Consider the following 24359-nt stretch of genomic DNA (forward strand, 5'->3'; position numbering starts at 1 on the left):
TTGCTCTTAAAAGTAACATTCTTTTTAAAGTGCAAAGTACGTTCTTAGGATTAAATTTGTTTTTGGAAATTTTAATTTTCTTGCCTTTAATATCTTAGTGGTATTTGTTATTAGAGGCGTTTTTGAGACTTGCTCTCAATCAACATTTATGTTATTCAGTTATTTCAAATGTTTTTAAACATTTGTGATTTTTTTACCAAAACTATTTCTCGAAAGAGTCAAAATCTAAAATCAATCTTTTTAAAAAACATCCTTCAAAAGAGGATGTTTTTTTATTTACGGATATAAGTTTCGTACGTATAATCATAAAGATGTTTATCATCTTTAAAATTTTCTTCAGATTCTACTAAAAGCCATTCATTTTCATTGATTTTTGGAAAGAAAGTATCCGCATCAAAAGTATGATGAACTTTTGTTATTTCAATAATATCAGTGAATGGTAAAGCAAGATTGTAAATTTCGCCTCCACCAATAATATAAGAATCTTCGTTTTCAGGACAAACAGCAATAGCTTTTTCAATGCTGTCGACTACGATACAACCTTCAGGATTGTAATCATTTTGTCGGGTTATGATAACGTGGGTTCTGTTTGGTAAAGGTTTCGGGAAGCTTTCAAAAGTTTTTCTTCCCATTATAATATGATGATTTGTTGTCAGCGATTTGAATCTTTTAAAATCATTTGGCAAATGCCAGACTAAATCATTGTTTTTTCCAAGGGCATTGTTTTCGGCTACAGCCGCTATCATTATAATCATGGCATTCTAAACTAAAAATTATTTCTGAGTATCCTCATTTATTTTGGATTCCAATTGACTGATCCTTTTTTGTTGTAGTGCAACAAGTCTGTCAATTTGTTCTCTTTCCCATTTTTTGTTCATAAATCGATCTGTAATATAGACTTTTATAAAATGTAAAATGAATAAAAAGAGCCATATCGTAATTCCCCAAATACACCAATTTTGATTTGTTCCAGCTCCAAAACCGAAAAATCTATTAGCAACAAATAAAAATAAACTTCCTATCAGGAACAGCACAAAATGAAAATATAGGATTTTCTTTTGTCTAATTCTTCTTCTGGCATATTCATACTGTTCTTGTACTTCTTTTTCCATAGGATCTTAAATGAAATGAGGTTATAAAGTTAAAATTTATTTTGAAAAGAAGGAATTTTGATCCTATAATATTTGTTGTTGAATAAGTTAAGAATTTGAAATCAAAAAATTATCATGGATTAATTTATGGATATGATTAAAATAAATAAGCATTTTTGCTATTCTCGTAAATCGGATATGGAGATGCTGAAACTTCAGCTGATTTTGCGTAATTTTAGGTATATCAATCTAAAAACTAAATAGTTATGTCTTTAAAGAAACAATTTATCAAAACAAAACCAGTAGTAAAAGTTACCTTTTCTGTCGAAGCTAAAGATGCAAGTACAGCTGCTGTAGTTGGAGATTTCAATAATTGGAATCCGGAAGAAGGAACTTTGAGTAAATTAAAAAACGGAACTTTTAAAGCTACTTATGACTTAGTAAAAGATGCCATTTACGAATTTAAGTATTTAATTGACGGTGTTTATGTGAACGAGCCTGAAGCAGATTCTTATAAATGGAATGATTTTGCCGGAAGCGAAAATAGTGTTGTGACAGTATAAAAAAATCCGCTTAAATTTTAAGCGGATTTTTTATGTTTTTATACAGCAACACTTCCTTTTATGGCAGGATGTGGATCATAATCGACAAGGGTAAAGTCATTGTAGTCAAAATCAAAAATATTTTTAATCGCTGGATTTAAAATCATTTTTGGTAATGGTTTTGGCTCTCTCGAAAGCTGTAATTCCAATTGATCAAAATGATTGTTGTAAATATGTGCATCTCCAAAAGTGTGGATAAAATCTCCAGCTTCAAGATCACATACCTGCGCAATCATCATGGTTAATAATGCATAAGAAGCAATATTAAACGGAACTCCTAAAAAGATATCTGCACTGCGTTGATAAAGCTGACAAGAAAGTTTGCCCTTTGTTTCTCCTTTTTCAGTATCGGGACTCGAAACATAAAACTGGAAAAAGGCGTGGCAAGGAGGCAAAGCAGCTTTGTTGTTTGCTACATTTTCTTCAAAAGATTTTTTTGTATCAGGAAGAACAGAAGGATTCCATGCTGAAACGAGCATTCTTCTACTGTTTGGATTTGTTTTTAATTCGGTAATCAATTCTGAGATTTGATCGATTTCTTCGCTGTTCCAATTTCTCCACTGATGTCCGTAAACAGGTCCTAAATCTCCGTTAGAATCAGCCCATTCATCCCAGATTTTTACTCCGTTTTCTTGTAGATATTTAATATTGGTGTCGCCTTTTAAAAACCAAAGCAATTCATAAATAATTGACTTTAAATGCAGTTTTTTGGTCGTAACCATCGGGAAACCTTCACTTAAATCAAAACGCATTTGGTAACCAAAAACGCTTTTAGTTCCGGTTCCGGTTCTGTCTCCTTTTTGGTTGCCGTTTTCTAAAACGTGTTTTACTAAATCTAAGTATTGTTTCATTTTTGCTTTAAGCTTTAGGCTTTAAGCTTTAGGCTTTTTCCTAATGCTTAAAGTTTGTTTTTTTTTATGATTATGCTTTAAGCTTATAGCTTATAGCCTAAAAATTATCTTCTAGAGATTTCGTCTCTAATTTTAGCGGCTTTTTCGTAATCTTCCTGTGAAACGGCTTGGTCTAAAAGTTCGTTCAATTCCTGAAGGCTGTGTTTTGCATATACATCTCCAGATTGATTGGTTTCTTCTTCGTGCCCAAAAGTTTCCGGATTCGAAAGTACATCGTCAATTTCCTGTGAACCCTGATCAGAATCGGCAGTATTTGATTTTAAATAAATTCCGGCTTTATCCAAAATGTTTTTATATGTGAAAATTGGTGCGTTGAAACGTAATGCCAAAGCAATTGCGTCTGAAGTTCTGGCATCAATTATTTCTTCGATTTTATCTCTTTCGCATATTAAGCTGGAGTAAAAAACACCATCAACAAGTTTGTGAATGATTACTTGTTTTACGACAATATCAAATCTTTCTGCGAAATTTTTGAATAAATCGTGCGTTAATGGGCGAGGAGGTTTTATTTCTTTTTCTAGGGCAATAGCAATCGACTGGGCTTCAAATGCGCCAATTACGATAGGCAATTTTCTTTCACCATCAACTTCATTCAAAATTAAGGCATAAGCGCCATTTTGAGTTTGACTGTATGAAATTCCTTTTATGGATAATTTTACTAGACTCATATATGATTGTAAAAAGGGCACTTAGCGCCGCATTTTAATACTATTTTTGATTGGAAAATAAAGGTGCAATTTTAATCAAAAAATATGGAACAAAAAAGCTGCCTTAAAACAAAGATACGATTATCTTGTTTTTAGGCAGCTATAATATTAAGAATTCTTAGATTAAGAATGTTGTGCTTTAAAAGCTTTTAATTTCTCAGTTAATTGAGGTACAATTTCAAATGCATCACCAACAATTCCGTAGTCAGCAACTTTAAAGAAAGGCGCTTCAGGATCGTTGTTGATTACCACTTTTACTTTTGAAGAGTTGATCCCTGCAATATGCTGAATTGCTCCAGAAATTCCGATTGCAATGTATAAGTTTGTTGCAACTGGTTTTCCTGTTTGCCCCACGTGTTCGCTGTGAGGTCTCCATCCTAAGTCAGAAACCGGTTTAGAACATGCAGTTGCAGCACCTAAAACTTCGGCTAAATTTTCAACTAATCCCCAGTTTTCAGGACCTTTCAATCCACGTCCGCCAGAAACTACGATATCCGCATCAGCGATAGAAACTTTTCCAGTCACTTTTTCAACAGATTCTACTTTTACACCAAAGTCATTATCTCCAATTGTTGGATTGAAATCTTCTGCAGCTGCAGCTCCTGCGCTTTCGAAAATTCCGTAAGAGTTTTTAGCCAAACCAAGAACTTTTACATCTGTATCGATTTGTGTAATATTGAAAGCTTTGTTAGAAAAAGCATTTCTTTTTACTTGAAAAGGAGAAGTGCTTAACGGCAATCCTACAACATTTGAAGCAAAACCAGCATTTAATGCTACTGCAACTAATGATGAAAGATAAATACTATCTGTTGTAGAAGAAAGTAAAACTACTTTTGTTCCTTCTTTTTCAGCAGCTTGTTTGATTACATCGGCGTAAGCTTTAGCAGTAAAACCAGCTAATTTATCGTTGTTTACTTTTAAAACTTTATCAACTCCGTATTTGCTTAATTCGCTAACATCGCTAATGTTTACAGTCAAAGCTGTAACTGTTGTTCCTAATGATTCAGCTACTTTTTTAGCGTAAGAAGCTAATTCGAAAGCAACTTTTTTAAATTTTCCTTCTGCAGATTCTGCATATATTAATATTGACATGATGTTTTTGTTTTGAGGTTTCATGTTTCAGGTTTCAAGTTTCAAGTTTGAAAACTGAACACTAAAACTGATTACTAGATTACTTTCGCTTCGTTGTGTAATAAATTGATTAACTCGTCTAAATTATCTGCAGAAACTAATTTCACTGCTGATTTTGGAGCTGGTTTTTCAAATTTCACTGCTTTTGTATTTACAGGAGCATCAACTGGCTCAAGAATAGTTAAAGCTTTAGTTCTTGCTGTCATGATTCCTCTCATGTTCGGGATACGTAAATCTTTTTCTTCAACAAGACCTTTTTGACCACCAATAATTAAAGGTAGCGTAGTGCTTACAGTTTCTTTTCCACCGTCAATTTCGCGAACTGCTTTTACATTGTTTCCGTCAACAGTAACACTTGTACAAGAGTTTAAAAAGTTGGAACCTAAAATTCCAGCAATCATTCCAGGAACCATTCCGCCATTATAATCTAAAGATTCTTTTCCAGCAATTACAAGATCGTAACCACCATTTTTAATAACTTCTGCTAATTGTTTTGCAACGAAAAAACCATCAGTTGGATTAGCGTTTACACGAATCGCTTCGTTTGCGCCAATTGCTAATGCTTTACGTAAAGTTGGCTCAGTATCTGGTCCTCCAACATTCACAACAGTTACAGTTGCTCCTTGTTGTTCTTGAAACCAAATTGCACGTGTTAAACCAAATTCGTCATTTGGGTTTATTACATATTGTACACCATTGGTATCAAATTCTGAATCACCATTGGAGAAGTTAATTTTTGAAGTAGTATCAGGCACGTGGCTGATGCAAACCAATATTTTCATAAGTATATATTTTGAATTTGTAATATGCTTTGACAAATTTAGAAATTAAAATTGGAATAATATACTATGCATGCATAATATTTTTTAAAAACTATTACGTTTTCGAAGATTCTGAAATTTGACACGTCTTTTTGGGTTTTTCAAAAATGAAAATTCAGCTATTTTGTCTGATTCTTAGGAATTTCGTAATCGTGAAAAGCTGTTCAAGTGTTAAAATCGGACGGGATTTATACTAGATTTTAATTTTTTACGTTTAAAAGAACCTAGATTGAAAATCAGAATTACACAAATAAGAGTGTATTTGTATAAAAAGTGTTTTTACAGATAGAATAATAACAATTATATCGATTTCGTAAATACCACAACACGTTTTAAAAAGTTAAAAGCAGAAGAAGAGAAGAAAGTTCCTGTGATTTTAAATTTAATTTATGCTTTTAAGTGATTTAAAATATTTATTTTTGCTCTTCAGAAAATTCAACATACAATATAAATATGAGAACAATACAATTTAGAGAGGCCATTTGTGAAGCGATGAGCGAAGAAATGCGTCACGATGAATCCATATATTTAATGGGCGAAGAAGTTGCAGAATACAACGGAGCATATAAAGCTTCAAAAGGAATGCTTGCTGAGTTTGGTGAAAAAAGAGTAATCGATACTCCAATTGCTGAGCTTGGTTTTACTGGAATTGCAGTAGGTTCTGCAATGAATGGTAACAGACCGATTGTAGAATATATGACATTCAACTTCTGTTTAGTTGGTATTGATCAAATCATAAATAATGCTGCTAAAATGCGTCAAATGACTGGAGGACAATTTAATGTGCCAATCGTTTTCCGTGGACCAACTGCTTCTGCAGGTCAATTAGGAGCAACTCACTCTCAAGCTTTAGAAAACTGGTTTGCTAATACACCAGGTCTTAAAGTTGTTGTGCCTTCAACTCCATATGATGCAAAAGGACTTTTGAAATCTGCAATTCGCGATAATGATCCGGTAATTTTCATGGAATCTGAGCAAATGTACGGTGACAAAGGTGAAGTGCCAGACGGAGAATATACAATTCCATTAGGAGTTGCTGATGTTAAGCGTGAAGGAAAAGATGTAACAATCGTTTCTTTCGGAAAAATCATCAAAGAAGCTTTTATCGCTGCTGATGAATTAGCTAAAGAAGGAATTTCTTGTGAGATTATCGATTTAAGAACAGTTCGTCCAATGGATAAAGACGCTATCTTGGCTTCTGTTAAAAAGACAAACCGTTTAGTAATTCTTGAAGAAGCTTGGCCATTTGCAAGTATTTCTTCTGAGATTACATATATCGTTCAGGAACAGGCTTTCGATTTCCTTGATGCGCCAATTCAGCGTATCACAACTGCTGATACTCCTGCACCTTACTCTCCTGTATTGCTTAAAGACTGGTTGCCAAACGCTGGTGATGTAGTAAAAGCAGTAAAGAAAGTAATGTACAAATAAAAAAATCAACAATACTTATAAAACTTCATCAGTCATATTAATTGATGAAGTTTTTTTTTGCCAAATGATAAAAAGAATAATTTTACTCAGCCTATTTTTTGTATTCGCCTTTGTGAATCTTGGAACTGCACAAACAAAAGTGAGTGGAATTGTTTTGGATAAATCAAATCAGCCAGTACCTTTTGCAAATATTGTTTTCAAAGGTTCTAATACCGGAATCGTTTCTAATGAAGACGGCCGTTTTTATCTGGAATCGCCTAATACTTATACAGCATTATTAGTTACATCAGCAGGATTTTCAGATAAGGAAGTTCCTCTGGAAAAAGCAGTTAATTACAATTTCAAAATTGTTTTATTTGAAGAACAAGTGCTAAACGAAGTTGTAATTTATACCGGAAAAACTTCTAAGAAGAATAATCCGGCATTAGATATTTTGAGGAAAATTTGGGAGAGAAAACGTAAAAACGGACTTTATCAATTCAGTCAATATCAAATGCAGAAGTATGAAAAAGTCGAGTTCGACATGAACACGATTGATAGTGCTTTTATGAAGAACAAACTTTTCAAAGGAATGGAGTTTGTATTTGAACATGTTGATACTTCTGATGTTACCGGAAAAACGTATCTGCCAATTTTCATCAACGAATCGGTATATGATGTTTATGGCGACAATAAATTAAAGAAAGTAAAAGAAAATCTGACTGGAAATAAAATGTCTGGTTTCAATGGAAATCAACAAATTTTATCTTTCGTAAAAGATCTTTATTCTGATTATAATATTTACGATAATCACCTTAAGTTTTTCGATAAAAGTTTTACAAGTCCACTTTCAAAAACCGGAATTGATGTCTATAATTATGTATTGAAAGACAGTGCTTATATTGACAAAAAATGGTGTTATAATATTGTTTTTTACCCAAGAAGAAAGAACGAATTGACTTTTAAAGGAGATTTTTGGGTTAACGATTCTACTTTTGCCATCAAAAAAATTAATATGGGTGTAACAAAAAGCGCCAATATTAACTGGGTAAAAGATATTTATATCGAACAGGAATTTGAAGTAGAAAATGATTCGGTTTTCCTTTTGACGCGTGATTATATGATGTCTGATTTTGCTTTGAATAAGAAAGAAAAATCAAAAGGAGTTTATGGAAAACGAACAACTCTATATCGAAATCATAAATTCAACATTCAAAAACCAGAGAAGTTTTATAAAGAAGAAGTCAATTTTATAGACAATGCTGTTTACGATAGACCGCCCGAGTTTTGGGATGAAAATCGTTTTGAAAAATTAAATAAAGACGAAGCCGGAATTTATAAAATGTTGGATACACTGCAGACGGTCAAGCGATTTAAGCAGTTGTACAGTCTCGTCTCGATACTAGGAAGCGGTTATGTCGAGTTTAAAAATTTCGATTTTGGACCCATATTTTCAACTTTTGGTTATAATGAAGTCGAAGGTTTAAGGATACGTGCCGGCGGGCGAACTTATTTTGGACCAAATGATCCATGGCGTATACAAGCTTATACAGCTTACGGTTTTAACGACAATAAATTTAAGTACGGAGTTTCTGGAAAATGGATGATCGACAAGAAAAATCGAATCATAATTTCTGGAGGAAATAGGCGTGATATTGAGCAGATTGGGGCAAGTTTAACCACAACAAACGATATTTTAGGACGAAGTTTTGCTTCTTCGGCTTTATTTACAACAAGCAGTAATGGGAAATTAACAAACATTAATCTGAGTAATGTTTCTTTTGAGATTGAACCTAAAAAGAATTTTATTGTCCAGGCCGGACTTTCTTACCGAACATTAGAATCGGCTTCTCCGACATTTAGTCTGGATTATTATACGACTTTACCTTCTGCAGCAAATCCTGCCGGAGTTATTGAAAGCAAGGTAACACAGTCTGAAGCCAATATTCAGTTTGAATATATGCCAAATCGCAAAACGATTGGTTTTGGAGTTGAGAGAGATTTAGTTGATAGTCCATTTAGTCATTTCTTTGTTAATTTTAGTTATGGTTTAAAGGGAGTTTTGAATAGTGATTTTGCTTATGAAAAAATTCAAATTTATTACAAACAGCCAATTATTATTGGACCTTTAGGAAGGTCAAATATTATTCTTGAAACGGGTAAAACATTTGGTACAATTCCGTTAGGGTTAATGAGTGTTGTTCCTGGAAATCAGACCTATTGGACTATTGAAAATACATTCAGTAATTTGAATTTTTACGAATTCATTACAGATCAATACACAACTTTGCAGTGGAATCATGATTTTGGAGGAAGATTATTCGCGAGAGTTCCATTCATGCGAAAATTGAACTGGAGAGAATTTGTTGGAATAAAAGCGGTTCACGGAACTATTTCTGATGCTAACCGAGCCATAAATGCTTCAGGCCAGCCTTATAATGCTCCTGAGAATGTTTATTGGGAATACAATGCCGGAATTGGAAATATCTTCAAAGTTTTCCGAATTGATTTCTCATGGAGAGGAAGTTATTTAAACATGCCGGATGCCAACAAATTTGCAGTAAAAGGATCTTTTGGGTTCTATTTCTAATTTTTAAGTTGCAAAGGTTCAAAGTTACAAAGTCGCAAAGGTTTAATTCTTTGCGACTTTTTTTGTGAAATAAAACTTTGCGTCTTTGCGAGATTCTTTTTTATTTAATTTTGAATAAACACTTAAATAACTCATGCAAGAAGCCATCGATTTTCTAACCAATCAAAACCCGATATTTCAGGAAATAATCGAAAAGTATGGACTGCCTCCAATTCCGAAACGACCTCAGGGTTTTGAGACTTTGGTATTGCTGATATTGGAACAACAAGTTTCTGTAGATTCGGCGAAAGCGACATTTTTAAAAATCAAAGCTTATAAAACCTGTAATCCAGAAAATATGGCTGTTTTGTCTGATGAAGAATTTAGAAGTCTTGGCGTAAGCCGACAAAAAACAAAGTACATTAAGATTTTGGCGGAAGCCGTTTTAAATAAAGAATTAGATATTGAAAGCCTGCATTCAAAATCAGCAAAACAAGTCAGGGAAGAGCTTATCAAACTGAAAGGAATAGGAAACTGGACGATTGACATTTATTTGATGTTCTGTTTGGAAGAGCCAGATTTGATTCCGCTTGGCGATATTGCAGTCGTAAATACGATGAAAGAATTGTTCAATATTCATGATAAACAGGAGATGGAAATTCATGCCAAACAATGGAGTCCGTACAGATCTTATGCAACCTATTTGCTTTGGCATCATTACCTAAAAAAGCGAAATAGAACAATTACTTATTAAATGCTTGTTTTTTAATAGATAATGCAGATAATTTAACCTGTTTTTTTATTGTAAAAATAGAATGTTTGGTTACTTTTGCAACCGAAATTATAGATATAATAAAAAACGAAAATGACCGCAGACAAACTAACGACTTTCGATGTATTAATCGAAATACCAAGAGGAAGCAGAAATAAATACGAGTACGATTTTGAGATCAAAAGAATGCGTTTCGACAGAATGTTATTCTCTTCAATGATGTACCCAGCTGATTATGGATTTATTCCAGAAACTTTAGCACTTGACGGAGATCCTCTTGATGTATTGGTTTTAGTAAACGAACCAACTTTCCCTGGATGTGTAATGGAAGTTAAACCAATTGGTGTTTTCCACATGGCAGATGACAAAGGACCAGACGAAAAAATTATTTGTGTACCAGTTTCAGATCCGATCTGGAATTCATTAAATGATCTTTCAGATATCAACCCACACTTAGTAAAAGAAATCGAGCATTTCTTCCAAGTTTATAAAGATCTTGAAAACAAAAAAGTTGATGTTGAAGGATGGGGAGACGTAAACGAAGCTTATGCAATTATTGCTGAGTGCACGAAGCGTTTTGATGATATTGAAAATAAACCAGAGGGATTATTTAGCATTAAATAATTTTAGCATTCATATTTTATAAAAAAAGCAATACTCCGTTAGGAGTATTGCTTTTTTGTTTAAATTCGTTTTAGTTAGATTGTTGACTATTAACCAAAACCATTAAAATATTATGAATGCATTTATGATTTACCTGCCAATAGTTATGGCAGTTTTAGGATTACTTTTCATGGGAATAAAAAGGACTTGGGTTTTAAAACAAGATGCCGGAGACGGTAAGATGAAAGAGATTTCAGATTACATCTACGAAGGAGCCTTAGCCTTCCTAAAAGCCGAATATAAACTATTAACCATTTTTGTAATTATTGCAAGTTTAGCCTTGGCAGGAATTACTTTTATTCCGGGAGTAAAAACACATTTATTTATAGTAATTGCATTCATTTTTGGAGCGTTATTTTCAGCTTATGCAGGAAATATAGGAATGAAAATCGCAACCAAAACAAACGTTAGAACGACACAGGCAGCACGTACAAGTTTGCCGCAAGCTTTAAAAGTTTCTTTTGGTGGAGGAACCGTAATGGGACTTGGTGTTGCAGGATTAGCAGTTTTAGGCTTAACAGCCTTCTTTATAATTTTCTTTAATTTATTATCTGGCGGAGTTTGGAAAGATACTGAGACAATGACTGTTGTTTTAGAAACTTTAGCAGGATTTTCATTAGGAGCAGAATCAATTGCGCTTTTTGCGAGAGTTGGAGGTGGAATTTACACTAAAGCAGCTGACGTTGGTGCCGATTTAGTTGGTAAAGTTGAAGCTGGAATTCCAGAAGATGATCCTCGTAATCCAGCAACAATTGCAGATAACGTAGGAGATAATGTTGGTGACGTTGCAGGTATGGGAGCTGATTTATTCGGATCTTATGTTGCGACAGTGTTAGCTGCAATGGTTCTAGGGAATTATGTTATAAAAGATATGGGCGGAAGTATTAATGATGCTTTCGGCGGAATTGGCCCAATTTTGCTTCCAATGTCGATAGCTGGTTTCGGAATTTTGTTTTCGATTATCGGAACAATGTTAGTGAAAATTTCAGATGATAATGCTAAAGAAGCTCAAGTTCAAAAAGCATTAAATATAGGAAACTGGGTTTCGATTGGATTTACTGCGATTGCTTGTTATTTCTTGGTGCAGCACATGTTGCCGGAAGTTATGACAATGGAATTTTTTGGAGAAGGTTCACAGCAAATTTCTTCAATGCGTGTTTTCTATGCTACATTAGTAGGATTAGTTGTTGGTGGCGCAATTTCATCAGTAACAGAATATTATACAGGATTAGGGACAAAACCAGTTATGGCAATTGTTCAAAAATCTTCAACAGGAGCGGGAACAAACGTAATTGCAGGTCTTGCAACCGGAATGATTTCTACTTTTCCAACAGTTTTATTATTTGCAGGCGCCATCTGGATTTCGTATGCTTTGGCAGGATTTTATGGAGTTGCATTAGCGGCTTCAGCAATGATGGCTACAACGGCAATGCAATTAGCAATTGATGCTTTCGGACCAATTTCTGATAATGCCGGAGGAATCGCTGAAATGAGTGAATTGCCAAAAGAAGTTCGTACAAGAACCGATATTTTAGACTCAGTTGGAAACACAACTGCTGCAACTGGAAAAGGATTTGCAATTGCTTCTGCAGCTTTGACTTCACTTGCTTTATTTGCTGCATATGTAACGTTTACAGGAATTGATGGAATTAACATTTTCAAAGCACCAGTTTTAGCAATGTTATTTGTCGGCGGAATGATTCCGGTGGTTTTCTCAGCTTTAGCAATGAATTCAGTTGGAAAAGCAGCAATGGATATGGTTTATGAAGTGCGTCGTCAATTCAAAGAAATTCCAGGAATTATGGAAGGAACCGGAAAACCGGAATACGGAAAATGTGTTGAAATTTCGACAAAAGCCGCGTTGCGTGAAATGATGCTTCCAGGAATTTTAACGATTGGATTTCCAATTGCAATCGTACTTTTAGGAAAATTGGTTTATTCAGATAACAATCAATTAATAGCTGAAATGTTAGGTGGATATATGGCTGGAGTTACAGTTTCTGGAGTTCTTTGGGCAGTTTTCCAAAACAATGCCGGAGGTGCTTGGGACAATGCTAAAAAATCTTTTGAAGCTGGAGTTATGATCAACGGCGAAATGACGTATAAAGGTTCTGATGCGCATAAAGCTGCAGTAACTGGAGATACAGTTGGAGATCCGTTTAAAGATACTTCTGGACCATCAATGAACATTTTAATCAAATTGACTTGTTTGATTGGACTAGTTGTTGCGCCAATTTTAGGTGAAGGACATTCATCTTCGGGAATGGCAGAAAAAGCTTCTTGTTGTGTTAAAATGGAAATGCATGCAGGAGGAGTTTCTAAATGCGGTGATTTATCAACAATGACTAAAGAAGAATGTGCTAAAATGTGCAAAGAAAAAGGTTGCACAGCAGAAGAAACTGCAAAATGCTTAGCGCATTATGACGCAAACGGAAAATTTGTTCACCAAAAAACAGATTGTTTTGATACAAGCAAATACGAGAAAAAATCTGTTCGTGTTGAACTGAAAAATATAAACGGAAAAACTACCGGAACCGTAACTAAAACCGAAAATGGTAAAACTACAACTGAAGTTTATGAAGGAACGGAAGAAGAAGTGAAAGCTAAGATTGACGCTGTAAAATAAGTATAACTTGATAGCTTTGTCAAAGTTTTAAACTTTGACAAAGCTTTTAGAAACAAAAATGCCTCTAAAAATTTTTTAGAGGCATTTTGTATTTCGTATAAATCTATGAAATCTGTTTTTAAAACAAACCATTCAATTCAGCATCAATTCTATTAATAATGTTTCCTAAATCTTCGGGATTATCAACAAAATTAATATTGTCAACGTCAATAATTAATAGTTTTCCTTTAGTATAAGTCTGAATCCAGGCTTCATATCTTTCGTTCAAACGGCTTAAATAATCAATCGAAATCGAGTTTTCGTATTCGCGTCCGCGTTTGTGAATTTGCCCAACAAGATTTGGAATAGAGCTTCTTAAATAAATCAATAAATCCGGAGCTTTTACTAAAGATTCCATCAATTCGAATAGAGAAGTATAGTTTTCAAAATCACGGCTCGTCATCAAACCCATTGAATATAAATTGGGAGCAAAAATATAGGCATCTTCATAAATCGTTCTGTCCTGAATGATTTTTTTACCGCTTTCGCGGATTTGCAGCACCTGACGGAAACGGCTATTTAAGAAATAGATTTGTAAATTAAATGACCAACGTTCCATTTGGTGATAAAAATCGTCTAAATACGGATTATCAACCACATCTTCATAATGAGGTTCCCATTTAAAGTGTTTGGCTAATAATTTGGTCAAGGTGGTTTTTCCTGCGCCTATATTTCCTGCTATTGCTATGTGCATTACGGTGTTACGATTTTATAATTTACAATTTCTTTAGCTGTAAAAATAGATAAAATTTGGTCTTTGTAATAGAAATTGTCAAACGATTTTTCTAAAATTTCAATTTGAGAAATAATGGATGTTTTCTCTTTACTAATGTCTCTTAAATACAACTCATTACCTTTGCTGAAAATGTACTTTTGAGCATCAATTATTTCGATTTTATCAAAATCCGAAACATTTCCCAGACTTGTGATTTTTCCGAAAATATCACAGGAAAACCAATTGTTTTTTTTATCGATCCAATAAAAAGTGTTGAAATCTGTCTGATAATGTTTTATAGGTTCTGTCAATGGAATAGAAACTGTTTTGTATTCATTTTTTAAATAATCAAACAACCCAATTTGCTGATTAAGGGCATTGTAAATCCATAATTGATTTTGAGTCGACATTCCGATGGCACTCACGACAATTGGAGTTGCATTTAATGAAAAATTGATTTCGGTAATTTTGTTCAGCTGATTGTCAAGTAAAACCACGGTGTTGAAATCTTCATAATACAAAACTATTTTCAGCGGATTTTGCAAGTCAGTTTTTGTGATTCTTCCTAAAGAAACATTTTTGTATTCAAAAACTTCACTTCCTTTAAATTTACTGAAAACATTATTACTGATTTGGTAATTAAATCCGAATGAATCTTGGCCTAAATATTCATCAGCAGTATTATTTGCATGTGAAATTTGGATGGCATTTATCTTGGGATTTTGTGCCGAAAGAAGAGTCGGAAAAGCAGCAATTAAAAGGAAAAATAAAATATTTATTGCTGTTTTAGTCATGATTTTTTGGGTTTCGGTCGAGCCAAATTACAAAAAACCTTACGATAAAAAGTCTAAAAACAGCAAATTTTGGAGAATTTACTGTTTAAACCTTTTTTAGTTGTAATAGTCTAAAAAATAGCGTGTTCTGTCTATGTCTTAAAAGCATTGATATATTATATTTTTACTATTTTAAAAATAATAATACATTTGAATGTAAGTTTATCCGATTTGCTCAATTTTAAATAAAATGAAAATGAAAAAAGTGATTTTTTATATGTCTTTGATGCTTGTATTTACTCAAATGCAAGCGCAAAAGGATTTTCAGGGAATGGCTGTTTATGAGTCAAAAACGCAGGCACCAAAAATGGACGGAATGCGTGCCAATAGAGACATTACGCCTGAAATGCAAAAAAACATGGAAGAGCGAATGAAAAAAATGCTCGAAAAAACCTTTATTTTAAATTTTGACAAATCGGCTTCAATTTATAAAGAAGAAGAAAAACTAGAAACTCCCGGACAACAAGGAGGAGGAATGCGTATTATGATGAATTCCTTCATGGGAGGCGGAGGAACTTTTTATAAAAATGTAAAAAGTAAATCGTATACGGTTGACAAAGAGTTTATGGGGAAAGAATTTTTAGTGATTGATTCTTTGCCAAAATTAAATTGGAAAATGGAATCTGAAACCAAACAAATTGGCGGTTATACTTGTTACAAAGCAACAGCGGTGAAAGAAGCAAGTAAAACTGATTTTAGAAATTTCAGACCAAAAAATGTTGATGATAAAAAACCGGAAGAGAAAAAAGATGACGCAAAGAAAACTTCAGGTGAAACTAAAACGAACTTTCAGGATAACTTCGAAATTCCTAAAGAAATTATTATAACAGCGTGGTATTCTCCGGAAATTCCAGTTAACCAAGGGCCAGAAAATTATTGGGGTCTGCCTGGTTTGATTTTGGAAGTAAATGACGGAAGAACAACTATTTTATGTTCTAAAATTGTTTTGAATGCCAAAGATAAAGTCGAAATAAAAGCGCCTACAAAAGGAAAAACTATTTCTCAGAAAGATTATGACGAAACCGTAATCAAAAAAATGGAAGAGTTTAGAGAAATGAACCGCGGTCGTGAAGGTGGTCCAGGAGGTGGTCCGGTAATGATCAGACGATAATTTTTGTATTTCATCTTTTAGATTTTCTCCATGAAAAATATACTTTTTTTTGTCATTTTTTTAATGACCTCGATATCTTTTGCGCAAAGTGTCCGCTTTGACGGCGTTATTCAGGACGAACAAAAAAATCCGTTGGAAATGGCTAATATCATGGCTGTAAATAACGGCACAAAAGCAATGGATTCGTACGGAATTACGAATGATAAAGGAAAATTTCAGCTGACTTTGAAACCAAATACTTCTTACACAGTTAAAATAAGTTATCTGGGAATGAAATCTAAAGAAATGGCGATTTCGACCAATACGGAAAATATTGTTCAGAATATTGTTATGGACGGCGCCGGAATAGAACTTGAAGGTGTTGAAATTGTTCGTGAAATGCCGGTTTCTATAAAAGGCGACACAATTGTTTACAATGCCGATTCTTTTAAATCGGGAACAGAAAAAAAGCTGGAAGATGTTTTGAAAAAATTGCCCGGCGTTGAGGTAAATGCCGATGGAGAAATTGAAGTTGAAGGAAAAAAAGTCAGCAAATTAATGGTTGAAGGAAAAGATTTTTTTGACGGAGATACTAAACTTGGCGTAAAAAACATTCCGGCTGATGCGATTGATAAAGTTCAAGTCCTGAGAAATTACAATGAAGTAAGTCAGTTAAAAGGTCTCGAAAATGATCAGGATAATGTGGCCATGAACATTAAACTGAAATCGGGTAAAAAGAATTTCTGGTTTGGAGATGTTACTGCCGGCGTAGGCGTTGCAGAGCTCGACAGCCGTTATATAATTAATCCGAAATTATTTTATTACAGTCCAAAATACAGTATCAATTTAATTACTAATTTTAATAATATTGGCGAATTACCACTTACGGCTCAGGATTATTTTAAATTCACCGGAGGTTTCAAAAATATGATGAAAAAAGGCGGAAGTAATTTTAATGTTTCGTCAAATGATTTAGGAATTTCGGTTTTAAGAAACAATCGTGCTAAGGAAATTGAAACTAAATTTGGCGCAACGAATTTCTCGTACAATCCCACAAAAGCTTGGAATATTAGCGGTTTCGGAATTCTTTCAGTTTCAAAAACAGATTTAGAAACCAAATCGCAAACTACAATTTTAGATTCTGGAGATCAACAGAAACGTGATGAGATGACGCATCAAAAAAATAACTTGGGACTTTTTAAATTGAGTTCGAGTTACAAACCAAGTGATAAATTTCAGTTCGATTACGATATTTTAACCAAGTTGTCAAAACAAAATGAAGATACCGATTTGCTTCGAGAATCGGTTGTTAATAATGTTTCGGCAGTTGAAACCATCTTGACTCAGAAAAAGCAAGATCCAACTTCAGTAAATCAGAATTTGAGCTTGTATTATACGCAAAGCGACAAAAACATTTTTGCTTTTGAGGCACAACATTTGTATCAGGACGAAAATCCGTTTTATAATGCAAATCTTCGTTCGCAACCTTTTGATTTGGCCGGATATATTTCAGGACAAAACCGAAATGATTTGAATCAGGATCGTTTTGTGAAAACAAACAAACTCGATGCAAAACTGGATTACTATTATATGGTAACGCCAAAAAGCAATTTCAATGTTACTTTGGGAAATACATATTCATACCAAAATTTTAATTCGCATATTTTTCAGATGCTCGATAATGGCAATAAAAATGACTTAAATGCCGCAGAAAACAACAATGATGTCGATTACAGATTTAATGATGCTTTTATTGGATTTCATTATAAAATATTGACAGGAAAATTTACGTTGACTCCAGGAGTAAGTTTGCATACTTATCAAATGACAAACGGACAACTGGGAACCGATTATTCTCAAAGTTTTACAAAAGTACTGCCTGATTTCTTTGCTTTATATCAAATCAAAAAATCAGAAACATTGACTTATAATTTCTCTTTATCAAATGATTTTACAGATATAAATCAATTGGCGGCAGGTTATGTTTTGTCTGATTACAGCAGTTTGTTCAGAGGAAATCGTTTCTTGGAAAATGCAACTTCACAAGTACATTCGCTTCGTTATTTTAAATACAATATGTTCAATTTTGAAAATATTTTTGCCAATGCGACATACACTAAAAAAGTAGATGCAATTAAAACGAAAGCTAATTTTGATGGAATTAATCAATCTTCGGTTCCGTACAATTCTAATTTAGCCGATGAAACATTGAGCGGAATGGGAAGTTATGGACGTTCTTTCTTGAAAAATTATAAAGCATCAGCAACTGCAAGTCTGAATTGGTCAAAATTCAATAATATTCAGAATAATGTTTTGGCAACAACAGAAAGTTTTGTGCAGAGTTATACTGTAAAAGCAGCTACAAACTATAAAAACTTGCCCAATTTAGAACTTGGATATAATGCCTTAATTAATCAATATAGCGGTTCGACTTATTATACAGATAAGCCTTTTGCACGATTGGATTATTATTTTTGGAATAGTTTTTCATTTGTTTCAGAGTATGAATTTTATCATTATTATAATGGAAACAAAACAGTTGATAACGAATACGACTTTTTGAGCGCTAGTTTGGTTTATCAAAAAAAGGATAGCAAATGGGAATATAAAATTTCGGCGACGAACATATTAAATACAACTTATTTGAATGATGACAGTTTTTCGCAGTTTTCTACCCGAGTTTCACAATACACTGTCCAGCCTCGGTACATCATCTTTTCAATGAAATATAATTTGTAGTATTTTAATTGCTAAATCATTAATTTTAATGACTTGTTTCGATAAGAATCGAATATCTTTGCTTGAGATTATTAACAGCAAAAAAATTAGTCATGCGCAAATTTGTGTGGAGTGTATTACTCGTGATTACAGGAATTTCCTATTCATTTTGTCAAGTGAAAGGAATAGAAAAAGGAACTTATTTATCGACAAATAAAGGCGGAAAAATCAAACTGAATTTATTAGACGATAATAAATATGAGTTGATTTTTTATACAGGTAATTATGAAATCAAAGGAGATTCTTTAATTTTTATTCAAAAAGAAAAATCAGAAAGTAATTTTAATCTTGCTTTTGCAACCGATAAAAAGGCAAAAAAAATTAAAATCAAGTTTCCAGATTCGTCATATTATTCCTTTTATATGGGAACTCAAAATGGAAGTGAAGATGTTGTTTATCAAAGATTATCAGATATAAAAACCAAAACAGATCCAAATTGGGAAAAAACTGATTTAGAATTTGAAATCGAAAAAACAAATTATTTGTATTTGGTTTATGAGGATTATGATGGAAAAAGCAACGTTTGTAAATATGCTTTGCCAAAAGATGTTTCTGAAGTCACGGTCACTTATGAGTTTGCGCCATTGGGTGATTTGAAAATTGGCGGTTTTTTTGACAGAAAAACAAATGAATTGAAAATTTCGGAGCCTGCCGGCAAAGATCCTTTGGTGTTTTTAAACGAAAAAGATCCACAACCTGTAAAGGAAAAAAAAGTGATTCCTCTTGAAAGTCAAATAATTTCAAATTGGACTTATCCAGGCAAAGAAACAATTTCTCCAATTGAAGAATTTGATCCCGCTGCCGCGGTAGTGGATAGCGCTGCTGTAGCTGATTATTCTGTAGCTCCTCCCGCAGTTCCTTTGCAATATGATTTTAAACTCAAAATAGAGAACAATTTAAAAAGCGCATTAGCAGCGACAAAAGAAGCTAAATTGAAATTTTTGGTATTTTATTCTAATGCAAATAAAACTGTCGGAAAAGAAAGTTTTGATGCTTTTGTAAAAGATCAGGAAACGCAAATAGCTTATAATATGTATGATGCATATAATCCTGTATATGATGTTTACAATTATTATTTAGCTGGAGCCGATGATAAAAAATGGCTTAAAAACAATAAGATAACAAATGACCCAAGCATTGTAGTTTTAAATGGAGACGGTGATATTTTGGCATCGGCAAAATCTGATTTATCAGACAAGAGTTATCAGTTTGGATATTATGGTGATTTATATAAAAAACTCCAGCGTGCGAATGCTTTTGTATACATAAATAAGACATTCAAAAATAAAAAAGCGACGGATGCAGATTTGATCAGAGCATTTAATAGAGCAGCGGTTTTAGAAATTTCATACGATTACGATTCAGATTCTGGAGCAGAAGTTGCCAATTCTACAGAATTTGTACTGACCAAAATTTCATCAGATAAAAAAGAAGTTGCTCAAACTTGGAAAAACTTGATCGAATCGCACCAAAAAGATTCAAAACCAGATATGTATTTGGTTGAAACCATTTTAAGAGAAATCAAAAATCAAGGTTTTACGAAGCAACTTTTTAATGAAGAAAGAGTTTTGAATGATACTGACTTTCTTTCTATCGATTACATTTTAAAGCATGCTGATAAAATTGAAGAGAATCGTTCAGCGTTTAATAATAAAGAAGGTGAAGTTCATAATTTAGGAAATGTGATTTCTGAAATTTCTTCAGCATTACAGGCTAATACTTATATTGCTCAGGAAAAATCTTCTTCAGATATAAATAAGGAAAAGAATATTTCGATTTATAAAAAGATAATTGCTTTAGGAAAAGGAAATTTTGAATCGTACAGCAATTATTTCCAATATTTAAATAATGCAGAAGATGCAACCACTTCAAACATCGATTTCTTAAAAGAGTTCAGCATCTATTTTGATTCTAATTTAGTATCATCGAGCCCAATTGAAAAATTAGATTCAATGTTTTCGGCTTTAGATTCATCTTCGTCATATGCTTATGATGGATGGAATTCTTTTAAAGATTATCATTCAAATCTTTGTAATAATGCTGCATGGTCAGTTGTGTTGCAACCACAAAATGCTAATTTTTTAAAAGAAGCTATTAAATGGTCAGAATATAGTTTAGTTGTGACTAAGAACAATCCTTACTATTTAGATACTTTGGCACAATTGTATTATAAAGACGGTCAGAAACAAAAGGCGATTGAAACACAGACTTTGGCAGTTAAATACTTGAATTCGGTTACAGAGCCTGAAACAGCAGCTGATATTAAAGATACTTTGACGAAAATGCAAAACGGAACATATTAAAATTTCATAGTTGTGAAAAATATAATGGCTGTCTTGATTGACAGCCATTTTTGTTTATTAATCATTGCTATTCGCTGTTTTTGATGTTAAAAAATCAAAGATTTTGCCTCGAAATGATTAAGTTTGGATTATAAAATTAAAAAGTATGAAAAACAAAATGATCCTTGGTTTACTTGTCTCTGGAGCAATGACTTTTGCACAGGCAGTTAAAAAACCATTAGTTGCGGCAATAACTGATAAAGATCTTAGAACCGATATGTATCAAATGGCTGGCGATCACTTCAACGGTCGTGAAGCTGGAACACTTGATGAATTAAAAGTTTCAATGTGGCTTGCCAATAAAGCTAAAGAAGCCGGAATGGCTCCAGCGGGAGATGACGGAACGTATTTTCAGTTTTTTGATTTGTACAGGCATCAGGTAACACCAAATACAAAGTTTAAAATTGGCCAAAAAGAATATAAATTATGGAAAGAAGTTTTGGTTGCAGAAACGACTAACATAAAAGTTGAAGGTTCATTAGTTTATTTAGGAGCAGCAACAAAAGAGGAAATAGAAAAAGCTGATATTAAAGGAAAAGCGGTTGTTCTATTAGCTTCAAAAGAAGGAATTGCGGATGATATTTCGCTTTTTGACAGACGTTATCCTGGTTTAGTTCGAAACAAATACTACGATCTTGTTGTAAAAAAAGGTGCAGTAGCATTGATTATGGTTGCTGATGAATTAGCAGAACAGAGTTGGTCTCAAGTTGAACCACAAATGACAAGAGGTATTTATGGAATTGAAGGATTTCGCGATAAAATTGGAGCAACAATGCCAGTTTTTTGGGTACATGGCGATCAATTAGAATATTTAAAAACGACTAAAGATGTTTTGTCAACTGAAGTAGTTTCTGAAACATACAAATATCCTTCAGTAAATGTTGTGGGTACAATTGCAGGAACAGATCCTAAGTTAAAAAATGAATATGTGCTTTTCAGTGGACATCAAGATCATGACGGCGTACGTCAAAAATACGGACAAGATTCAATTTATAACGGAGCCGATGATAATGCAAGTACTTGTGTAGCGATGTTGGCAATTGCAAGAGCTTATAAAAAGCAGCCAGGGAAAAGAACCGCTTTATTTGTATTTCATGGTTCTGAAGAGCGTGGTTTGTTAGGATCGAGATGGTATGCAGCGCATCCGACAGTTCCAGAAAAAGATATTGTAGCAGTTTTAAACGGTGATATGATTGGAAGAAACAATGTAAATCAGGCAGCATTGCTGGGTTCGAGTTCTCCTCATGAAAATTCATCTGATTTGGTAGCAATTGCTAAAAAAGCAAATGATGAAGGACCGAAATTTGATTTGGACAAACTTTGGGACAGACCAGAACATCCAGAGTATTTTTACTTCCGTTCCGATCATTTGCCTTATGCGAGAAAAGGGATTCCTGCGGTTTTCTTTACAAGTGTACTGCACAGTCAATATCACACGCCAATGGATGAATCTGAAAATATTGATTACGTAAAACTTCGCAAAATGACAGAATGGATGTACCGCACAGGCTGGATTTTGTCAAATGATGCTAATCGCCCGAAAACATTGCCAAATGTACAATTAGAAAGATAAGTTCATAATAAAATAAAAAACCCGATTTCAAATTGAAATCGGGTTTTTTTATGTTTAAGATTTAGATTGAATTACAATCCAAATGCAGCTTTAACTTGGTCAACAAAATCAAGTTTTTCCCATGTAAACAATTCAACAGTAACTGTTTTTTCATTTCCACCTGGAGCAGAGAAAGTTTTAGTAACCGTTTCTGGTTTACGTCCCATGTGTCCGTAAGCAGCAGTTTCGCTATAAATTGGGTTTCTTAATTTCAAACGTTGCTCGATAAAATAAGGACGCATATCAAAGATAGCTTCTACTTTTTTAGCGATTTCACCGTTAGTTAAGTTTACTTTAGAAGTTCCGTAAGTTTCAATGAAAATACCCATTGGCTCAGCAACTCCAATAGCGTAAGAAACCTGAACTAAGATTTCATCAGCAACACCTGCAGCAACTAAGTTTTTAGCGATATGACGCGTTGCATAAGCAGCACTTCTATCTACTTTACTTGGATCTTTTCCAGAGAATGCACCACCACCGTGAGCACCTTTTCCACCGTAAGTATCAACAATGATTTTTCTTCCTGTTAAACCAGTATCTCCGTGAGGTCCTCCAATAACGAATTTCCCTGTTGGATTAATATGGTAGTTGATTTTATCGTTGAATAAATGCGCGTGTTCTGGGTTTTTAGCGATAATTCTAGGAATAAGAATTTCGATAATATCTTTTTTGATTTTAGCTAACATTGTAGCTTCTTCATCAAAATCATCATGTTGAGTTGAGATAACAATCGCATCAATACGAGTTGGTTTGTTATCGTCGCTGTATTCTAAAGTTACCTGAGATTTAGCATCTGGACGTAAGTACGTGATTTCTTTGTTTTCGCGTCTTAAAATAGCTAACTCTTGTAATAATTTGTGAGATAAATCAAGTGCCAATGGCATGAAGTTTTCCGTTTCGTTTGTAGCGTAACCAAACATCATTCCCTGATCTCCTGCACCTTGTTCTTCTGGCTTAGCTCTGTCAACACCTTGATTAATGTCTGCAGACTGCTCGTGAATTGCTGAAAGAATTCCACAAGAATTCGCTTCAAACATATATTCACTTTTAGTATATCCAATTTTACGGATTACCTCACGTGCAATTTGCTGAACATCAAGATAAGTATTCGATTTTACTTCACCTGCTAAAATAACCTGACCTGTTGTAACTAATGTTTCACAAGCTACTTTTGAATCAGCGTCAAATGCCAAAAAGTTGTCAATTAATGCATCCGAAATTTGATCTGCAACTTTGTCTGGATGCCCTTCACTAACAGATTCTGACGTAAATAAATAAGCCATAATAATGTATTAAATTAAAATTAAGCGAGGAAAATAATTGCTAAAAAGGGCTAAAGGAGAGTTTCTGCTTTAGCATTTTTTACTGCCGAAATTAATCTCCCGGCACTCATAACGAACCATTTCATTATGAAGAGGTTGCAATCAGTTCAAATTTTTCCTCTGTATTCGGGTGCAAAGGTATAAAACCATTTTGATTTGCAAATTAAAGTTCAACTTTTTTTATTTTTTTAAAGAGAAATTTAACAGTAGCATACTAGTTTGATAGGATAATAGAAAATATTTTGCTTTTTGTTTGGCTGATTAAAAAATAGTTCGCAACTTTGCCTCGTTAAAATAACAGAAACAAATGAAATTAACAGTTTGC

Annotated in this window: 19 protein-coding genes; 10 read left to right on the plus strand and 9 right to left on the minus strand. The window is 33.5% G+C overall.

Annotation, left to right across the window (positions count from 1 at the left end):
• Nucleotides 1-272: 272 nt before the first annotated feature.
• The gene (locus tag FN795_RS08670) at nucleotides 273-755 is read right to left on the minus strand and encodes a dihydrofolate reductase (RefSeq protein ID WP_142450254.1); all 483 of its coding nucleotides are present in this window, start codon (nucleotides 753-755) and stop codon (nucleotides 273-275) included.
• An 18-nt stretch (nucleotides 756-773) separates the two neighbouring features.
• On the minus strand, nucleotides 774-1112 hold the full coding sequence (locus tag FN795_RS08675) for a 2TM domain-containing protein (protein WP_035645659.1): 339 nt from the start codon (nucleotides 1110-1112) through the stop codon (nucleotides 774-776).
• A gap of 245 nt (nucleotides 1113-1357) precedes the next feature.
• Between FN795_RS08675 and FN795_RS08680 the strand changes: the two genes are divergently transcribed.
• Nucleotides 1358-1654, plus strand: a complete 297-nt coding sequence (locus FN795_RS08680) for an isoamylase early set domain-containing protein (RefSeq protein WP_142450255.1) — start codon at nucleotides 1358-1360, stop codon at nucleotides 1652-1654.
• A gap of 38 nt (nucleotides 1655-1692) precedes the next feature.
• Here FN795_RS08680 and FN795_RS08685 read toward each other — a convergent pair whose 3' ends face one another.
• The 4 genes from FN795_RS08685 to FN795_RS08700 form a co-directional block, all read right to left on the minus strand.
• The gene (locus tag FN795_RS08685; RefSeq protein ID WP_142450256.1) at nucleotides 1693-2544 is read right to left on the minus strand and encodes a thymidylate synthase; all 852 of its coding nucleotides are present in this window, start codon (nucleotides 2542-2544) and stop codon (nucleotides 1693-1695) included.
• A gap of 104 nt (nucleotides 2545-2648) precedes the next feature.
• The gene (locus FN795_RS08690) at nucleotides 2649-3272 is read right to left on the minus strand and encodes a bifunctional nuclease family protein (RefSeq protein ID WP_012023551.1); all 624 of its coding nucleotides are present in this window, start codon (nucleotides 3270-3272) and stop codon (nucleotides 2649-2651) included.
• 162 nt (nucleotides 3273-3434) lie between these two features.
• A complete protein-coding gene (locus FN795_RS08695) occupies nucleotides 3435-4403 on the minus strand; it encodes an electron transfer flavoprotein subunit alpha/FixB family protein (RefSeq protein WP_142450257.1) in 969 nt (322 codons plus the stop codon).
• Nucleotides 4404-4477: 74 nt separating this feature from the next.
• Nucleotides 4478-5224 carry an electron transfer flavoprotein subunit beta/FixA family protein gene (locus FN795_RS08700; protein ID WP_035645648.1) on the minus strand — a complete coding sequence of 249 codons (747 nt, stop codon included), beginning with the start codon at nucleotides 5222-5224 and terminating at the stop codon, nucleotides 4478-4480.
• Nucleotides 5225-5716: 492 nt separating this feature from the next.
• Between FN795_RS08700 and FN795_RS08705 the strand changes: the two genes are divergently transcribed.
• The 5 genes from FN795_RS08705 (at nucleotide 5717) to FN795_RS08725 (ending at nucleotide 13303) form a co-directional block, all read left to right on the plus strand.
• The gene (locus tag FN795_RS08705; RefSeq protein ID WP_142450258.1) at nucleotides 5717-6694 is read left to right on the plus strand and encodes a pyruvate dehydrogenase complex E1 component subunit beta; all 978 of its coding nucleotides are present in this window, start codon (nucleotides 5717-5719) and stop codon (nucleotides 6692-6694) included.
• A 64-nt stretch (nucleotides 6695-6758) separates the two neighbouring features.
• Nucleotides 6759-9263 carry a DUF5686 family protein gene (locus tag FN795_RS08710; RefSeq protein ID WP_154275310.1) on the plus strand — a complete coding sequence of 835 codons (2505 nt, stop codon included), beginning with the start codon at nucleotides 6759-6761 and terminating at the stop codon, nucleotides 9261-9263.
• A 133-nt stretch (nucleotides 9264-9396) separates the two neighbouring features.
• Nucleotides 9397-9996, plus strand: coding sequence for a DNA-3-methyladenine glycosylase family protein (locus FN795_RS08715; protein WP_142450259.1), 600 nt, complete (start codon nucleotides 9397-9399; stop codon nucleotides 9994-9996).
• 111 nt (nucleotides 9997-10107) lie between these two features.
• The gene (locus tag FN795_RS08720; protein WP_035645638.1) at nucleotides 10108-10638 is read left to right on the plus strand and encodes an inorganic diphosphatase; all 531 of its coding nucleotides are present in this window, start codon (nucleotides 10108-10110) and stop codon (nucleotides 10636-10638) included.
• A gap of 112 nt (nucleotides 10639-10750) precedes the next feature.
• The gene (locus FN795_RS08725) at nucleotides 10751-13303 is read left to right on the plus strand and encodes a sodium-translocating pyrophosphatase (RefSeq protein ID WP_142450260.1); all 2553 of its coding nucleotides are present in this window, start codon (nucleotides 10751-10753) and stop codon (nucleotides 13301-13303) included.
• Between the two features lie 118 nt (nucleotides 13304-13421).
• Here the strand turns inward: FN795_RS08725 and FN795_RS08730 are convergent, their stop codons facing one another.
• Together FN795_RS08730 and FN795_RS08735 are read right to left on the minus strand one after the other, a co-directional pair.
• Nucleotides 13422-14036, minus strand: coding sequence for a deoxynucleoside kinase (locus tag FN795_RS08730; protein WP_035645628.1), 615 nt, complete (start codon nucleotides 14034-14036; stop codon nucleotides 13422-13424).
• Nucleotides 14036-14851, minus strand: coding sequence for a hypothetical protein (locus tag FN795_RS08735; RefSeq protein WP_142450261.1), 816 nt, complete (start codon nucleotides 14849-14851; stop codon nucleotides 14036-14038). Before FN795_RS08735 ends, FN795_RS08730 begins: the two co-directional genes overlap by 1 nt.
• A gap of 235 nt (nucleotides 14852-15086) precedes the next feature.
• Between FN795_RS08735 and FN795_RS08740 the strand changes: the two genes are divergently transcribed.
• The 4 genes from FN795_RS08740 to FN795_RS08755 all read left to right on the plus strand — a co-directional run bounded on the left by FN795_RS08740 (nucleotide 15087) and on the right by FN795_RS08755 (nucleotide 22673).
• Complete coding sequence (locus FN795_RS08740; protein WP_142450262.1) at nucleotides 15087-16001, plus strand: GLPGLI family protein; 915 nt, start codon at nucleotides 15087-15089, stop codon at nucleotides 15999-16001.
• Between the two features lie 30 nt (nucleotides 16002-16031).
• Nucleotides 16032-18719, plus strand: a complete 2688-nt coding sequence (locus FN795_RS08745) for a carboxypeptidase-like regulatory domain-containing protein (RefSeq protein WP_142450263.1) — start codon at nucleotides 16032-16034, stop codon at nucleotides 18717-18719.
• Nucleotides 18720-18811: 92 nt separating this feature from the next.
• Nucleotides 18812-21061, plus strand: coding sequence for a hypothetical protein (locus FN795_RS08750; protein ID WP_142450264.1), 2250 nt, complete (start codon nucleotides 18812-18814; stop codon nucleotides 21059-21061).
• A gap of 145 nt (nucleotides 21062-21206) precedes the next feature.
• The gene (locus FN795_RS08755; protein ID WP_142450265.1) at nucleotides 21207-22673 is read left to right on the plus strand and encodes a M28 family metallopeptidase; all 1467 of its coding nucleotides are present in this window, start codon (nucleotides 21207-21209) and stop codon (nucleotides 22671-22673) included.
• Between the two features lie 71 nt (nucleotides 22674-22744).
• Here FN795_RS08755 and metK read toward each other — a convergent pair whose 3' ends face one another.
• Nucleotides 22745-23995: a methionine adenosyltransferase gene (metK, locus tag FN795_RS08760; protein WP_035645622.1), complete on the minus strand. Its 1251-nt coding sequence runs from the start codon at nucleotides 23993-23995 to the stop codon at nucleotides 22745-22747.
• Nucleotides 23996-24359: the final 364 nt, after the last annotated feature.

The organism is Flavobacterium resistens (assembly GCF_900182645.1).
GTDB classification, from domain to species: domain Bacteria; phylum Bacteroidota; class Bacteroidia; order Flavobacteriales; family Flavobacteriaceae; genus Flavobacterium; species Flavobacterium resistens.

Bases quoted from the DNA above. Each gene is read 5' to 3' on its own strand.
- FN795_RS08670 (WP_142450254.1), bottom strand. From the start codon at position 755: ATGATTATAATGATAGCGGCTGTAGCCGAAAACAATGCCCTTGGAAAA.
- FN795_RS08675 (WP_035645659.1), bottom strand. From the start codon at position 1,112: ATGGAAAAAGAAGTACAAGAACAGTATGAATATGCCAGAAGAAGAATT.
- FN795_RS08680 (WP_142450255.1), top strand. From the start codon at position 1,358: ATGTCTTTAAAGAAACAATTTATCAAAACAAAACCAGTAGTAAAAGTT.
- FN795_RS08685 (WP_142450256.1), bottom strand. From the start codon at position 2,544: ATGAAACAATACTTAGATTTAGTAAAACACGTTTTAGAAAACGGCAAC.
- FN795_RS08690 (WP_012023551.1), bottom strand. From the start codon at position 3,272: ATGAGTCTAGTAAAATTATCCATAAAAGGAATTTCATACAGTCAAACT.
- FN795_RS08695 (WP_142450257.1), bottom strand. From the start codon at position 4,403: ATGTCAATATTAATATATGCAGAATCTGCAGAAGGAAAATTTAAAAAA.
- FN795_RS08700 (WP_035645648.1), bottom strand. From the start codon at position 5,224: ATGAAAATATTGGTTTGCATCAGCCACGTGCCTGATACTACTTCAAAA.
- FN795_RS08705 (WP_142450258.1), top strand. From the start codon at position 5,717: ATGAGAACAATACAATTTAGAGAGGCCATTTGTGAAGCGATGAGCGAA.
- FN795_RS08710 (WP_154275310.1), top strand. From the start codon at position 6,759: ATGATAAAAAGAATAATTTTACTCAGCCTATTTTTTGTATTCGCCTTT.
- FN795_RS08715 (WP_142450259.1), top strand. From the start codon at position 9,397: ATGCAAGAAGCCATCGATTTTCTAACCAATCAAAACCCGATATTTCAG.
- FN795_RS08720 (WP_035645638.1), top strand. From the start codon at position 10,108: ATGACCGCAGACAAACTAACGACTTTCGATGTATTAATCGAAATACCA.
- FN795_RS08725 (WP_142450260.1), top strand. From the start codon at position 10,751: ATGAATGCATTTATGATTTACCTGCCAATAGTTATGGCAGTTTTAGGA.
- FN795_RS08730 (WP_035645628.1), bottom strand. From the start codon at position 14,036: ATGCACATAGCAATAGCAGGAAATATAGGCGCAGGAAAAACCACCTTG.
- FN795_RS08735 (WP_142450261.1), bottom strand. From the start codon at position 14,851: ATGACTAAAACAGCAATAAATATTTTATTTTTCCTTTTAATTGCTGCT.
- FN795_RS08740 (WP_142450262.1), top strand. From the start codon at position 15,087: ATGAAAAAAGTGATTTTTTATATGTCTTTGATGCTTGTATTTACTCAA.
- FN795_RS08745 (WP_142450263.1), top strand. From the start codon at position 16,032: ATGAAAAATATACTTTTTTTTGTCATTTTTTTAATGACCTCGATATCT.
- FN795_RS08750 (WP_142450264.1), top strand. From the start codon at position 18,812: ATGCGCAAATTTGTGTGGAGTGTATTACTCGTGATTACAGGAATTTCC.
- FN795_RS08755 (WP_142450265.1), top strand. From the start codon at position 21,207: ATGAAAAACAAAATGATCCTTGGTTTACTTGTCTCTGGAGCAATGACT.
- metK (WP_035645622.1), bottom strand. From the start codon at position 23,995: ATGGCTTATTTATTTACGTCAGAATCTGTTAGTGAAGGGCATCCAGAC.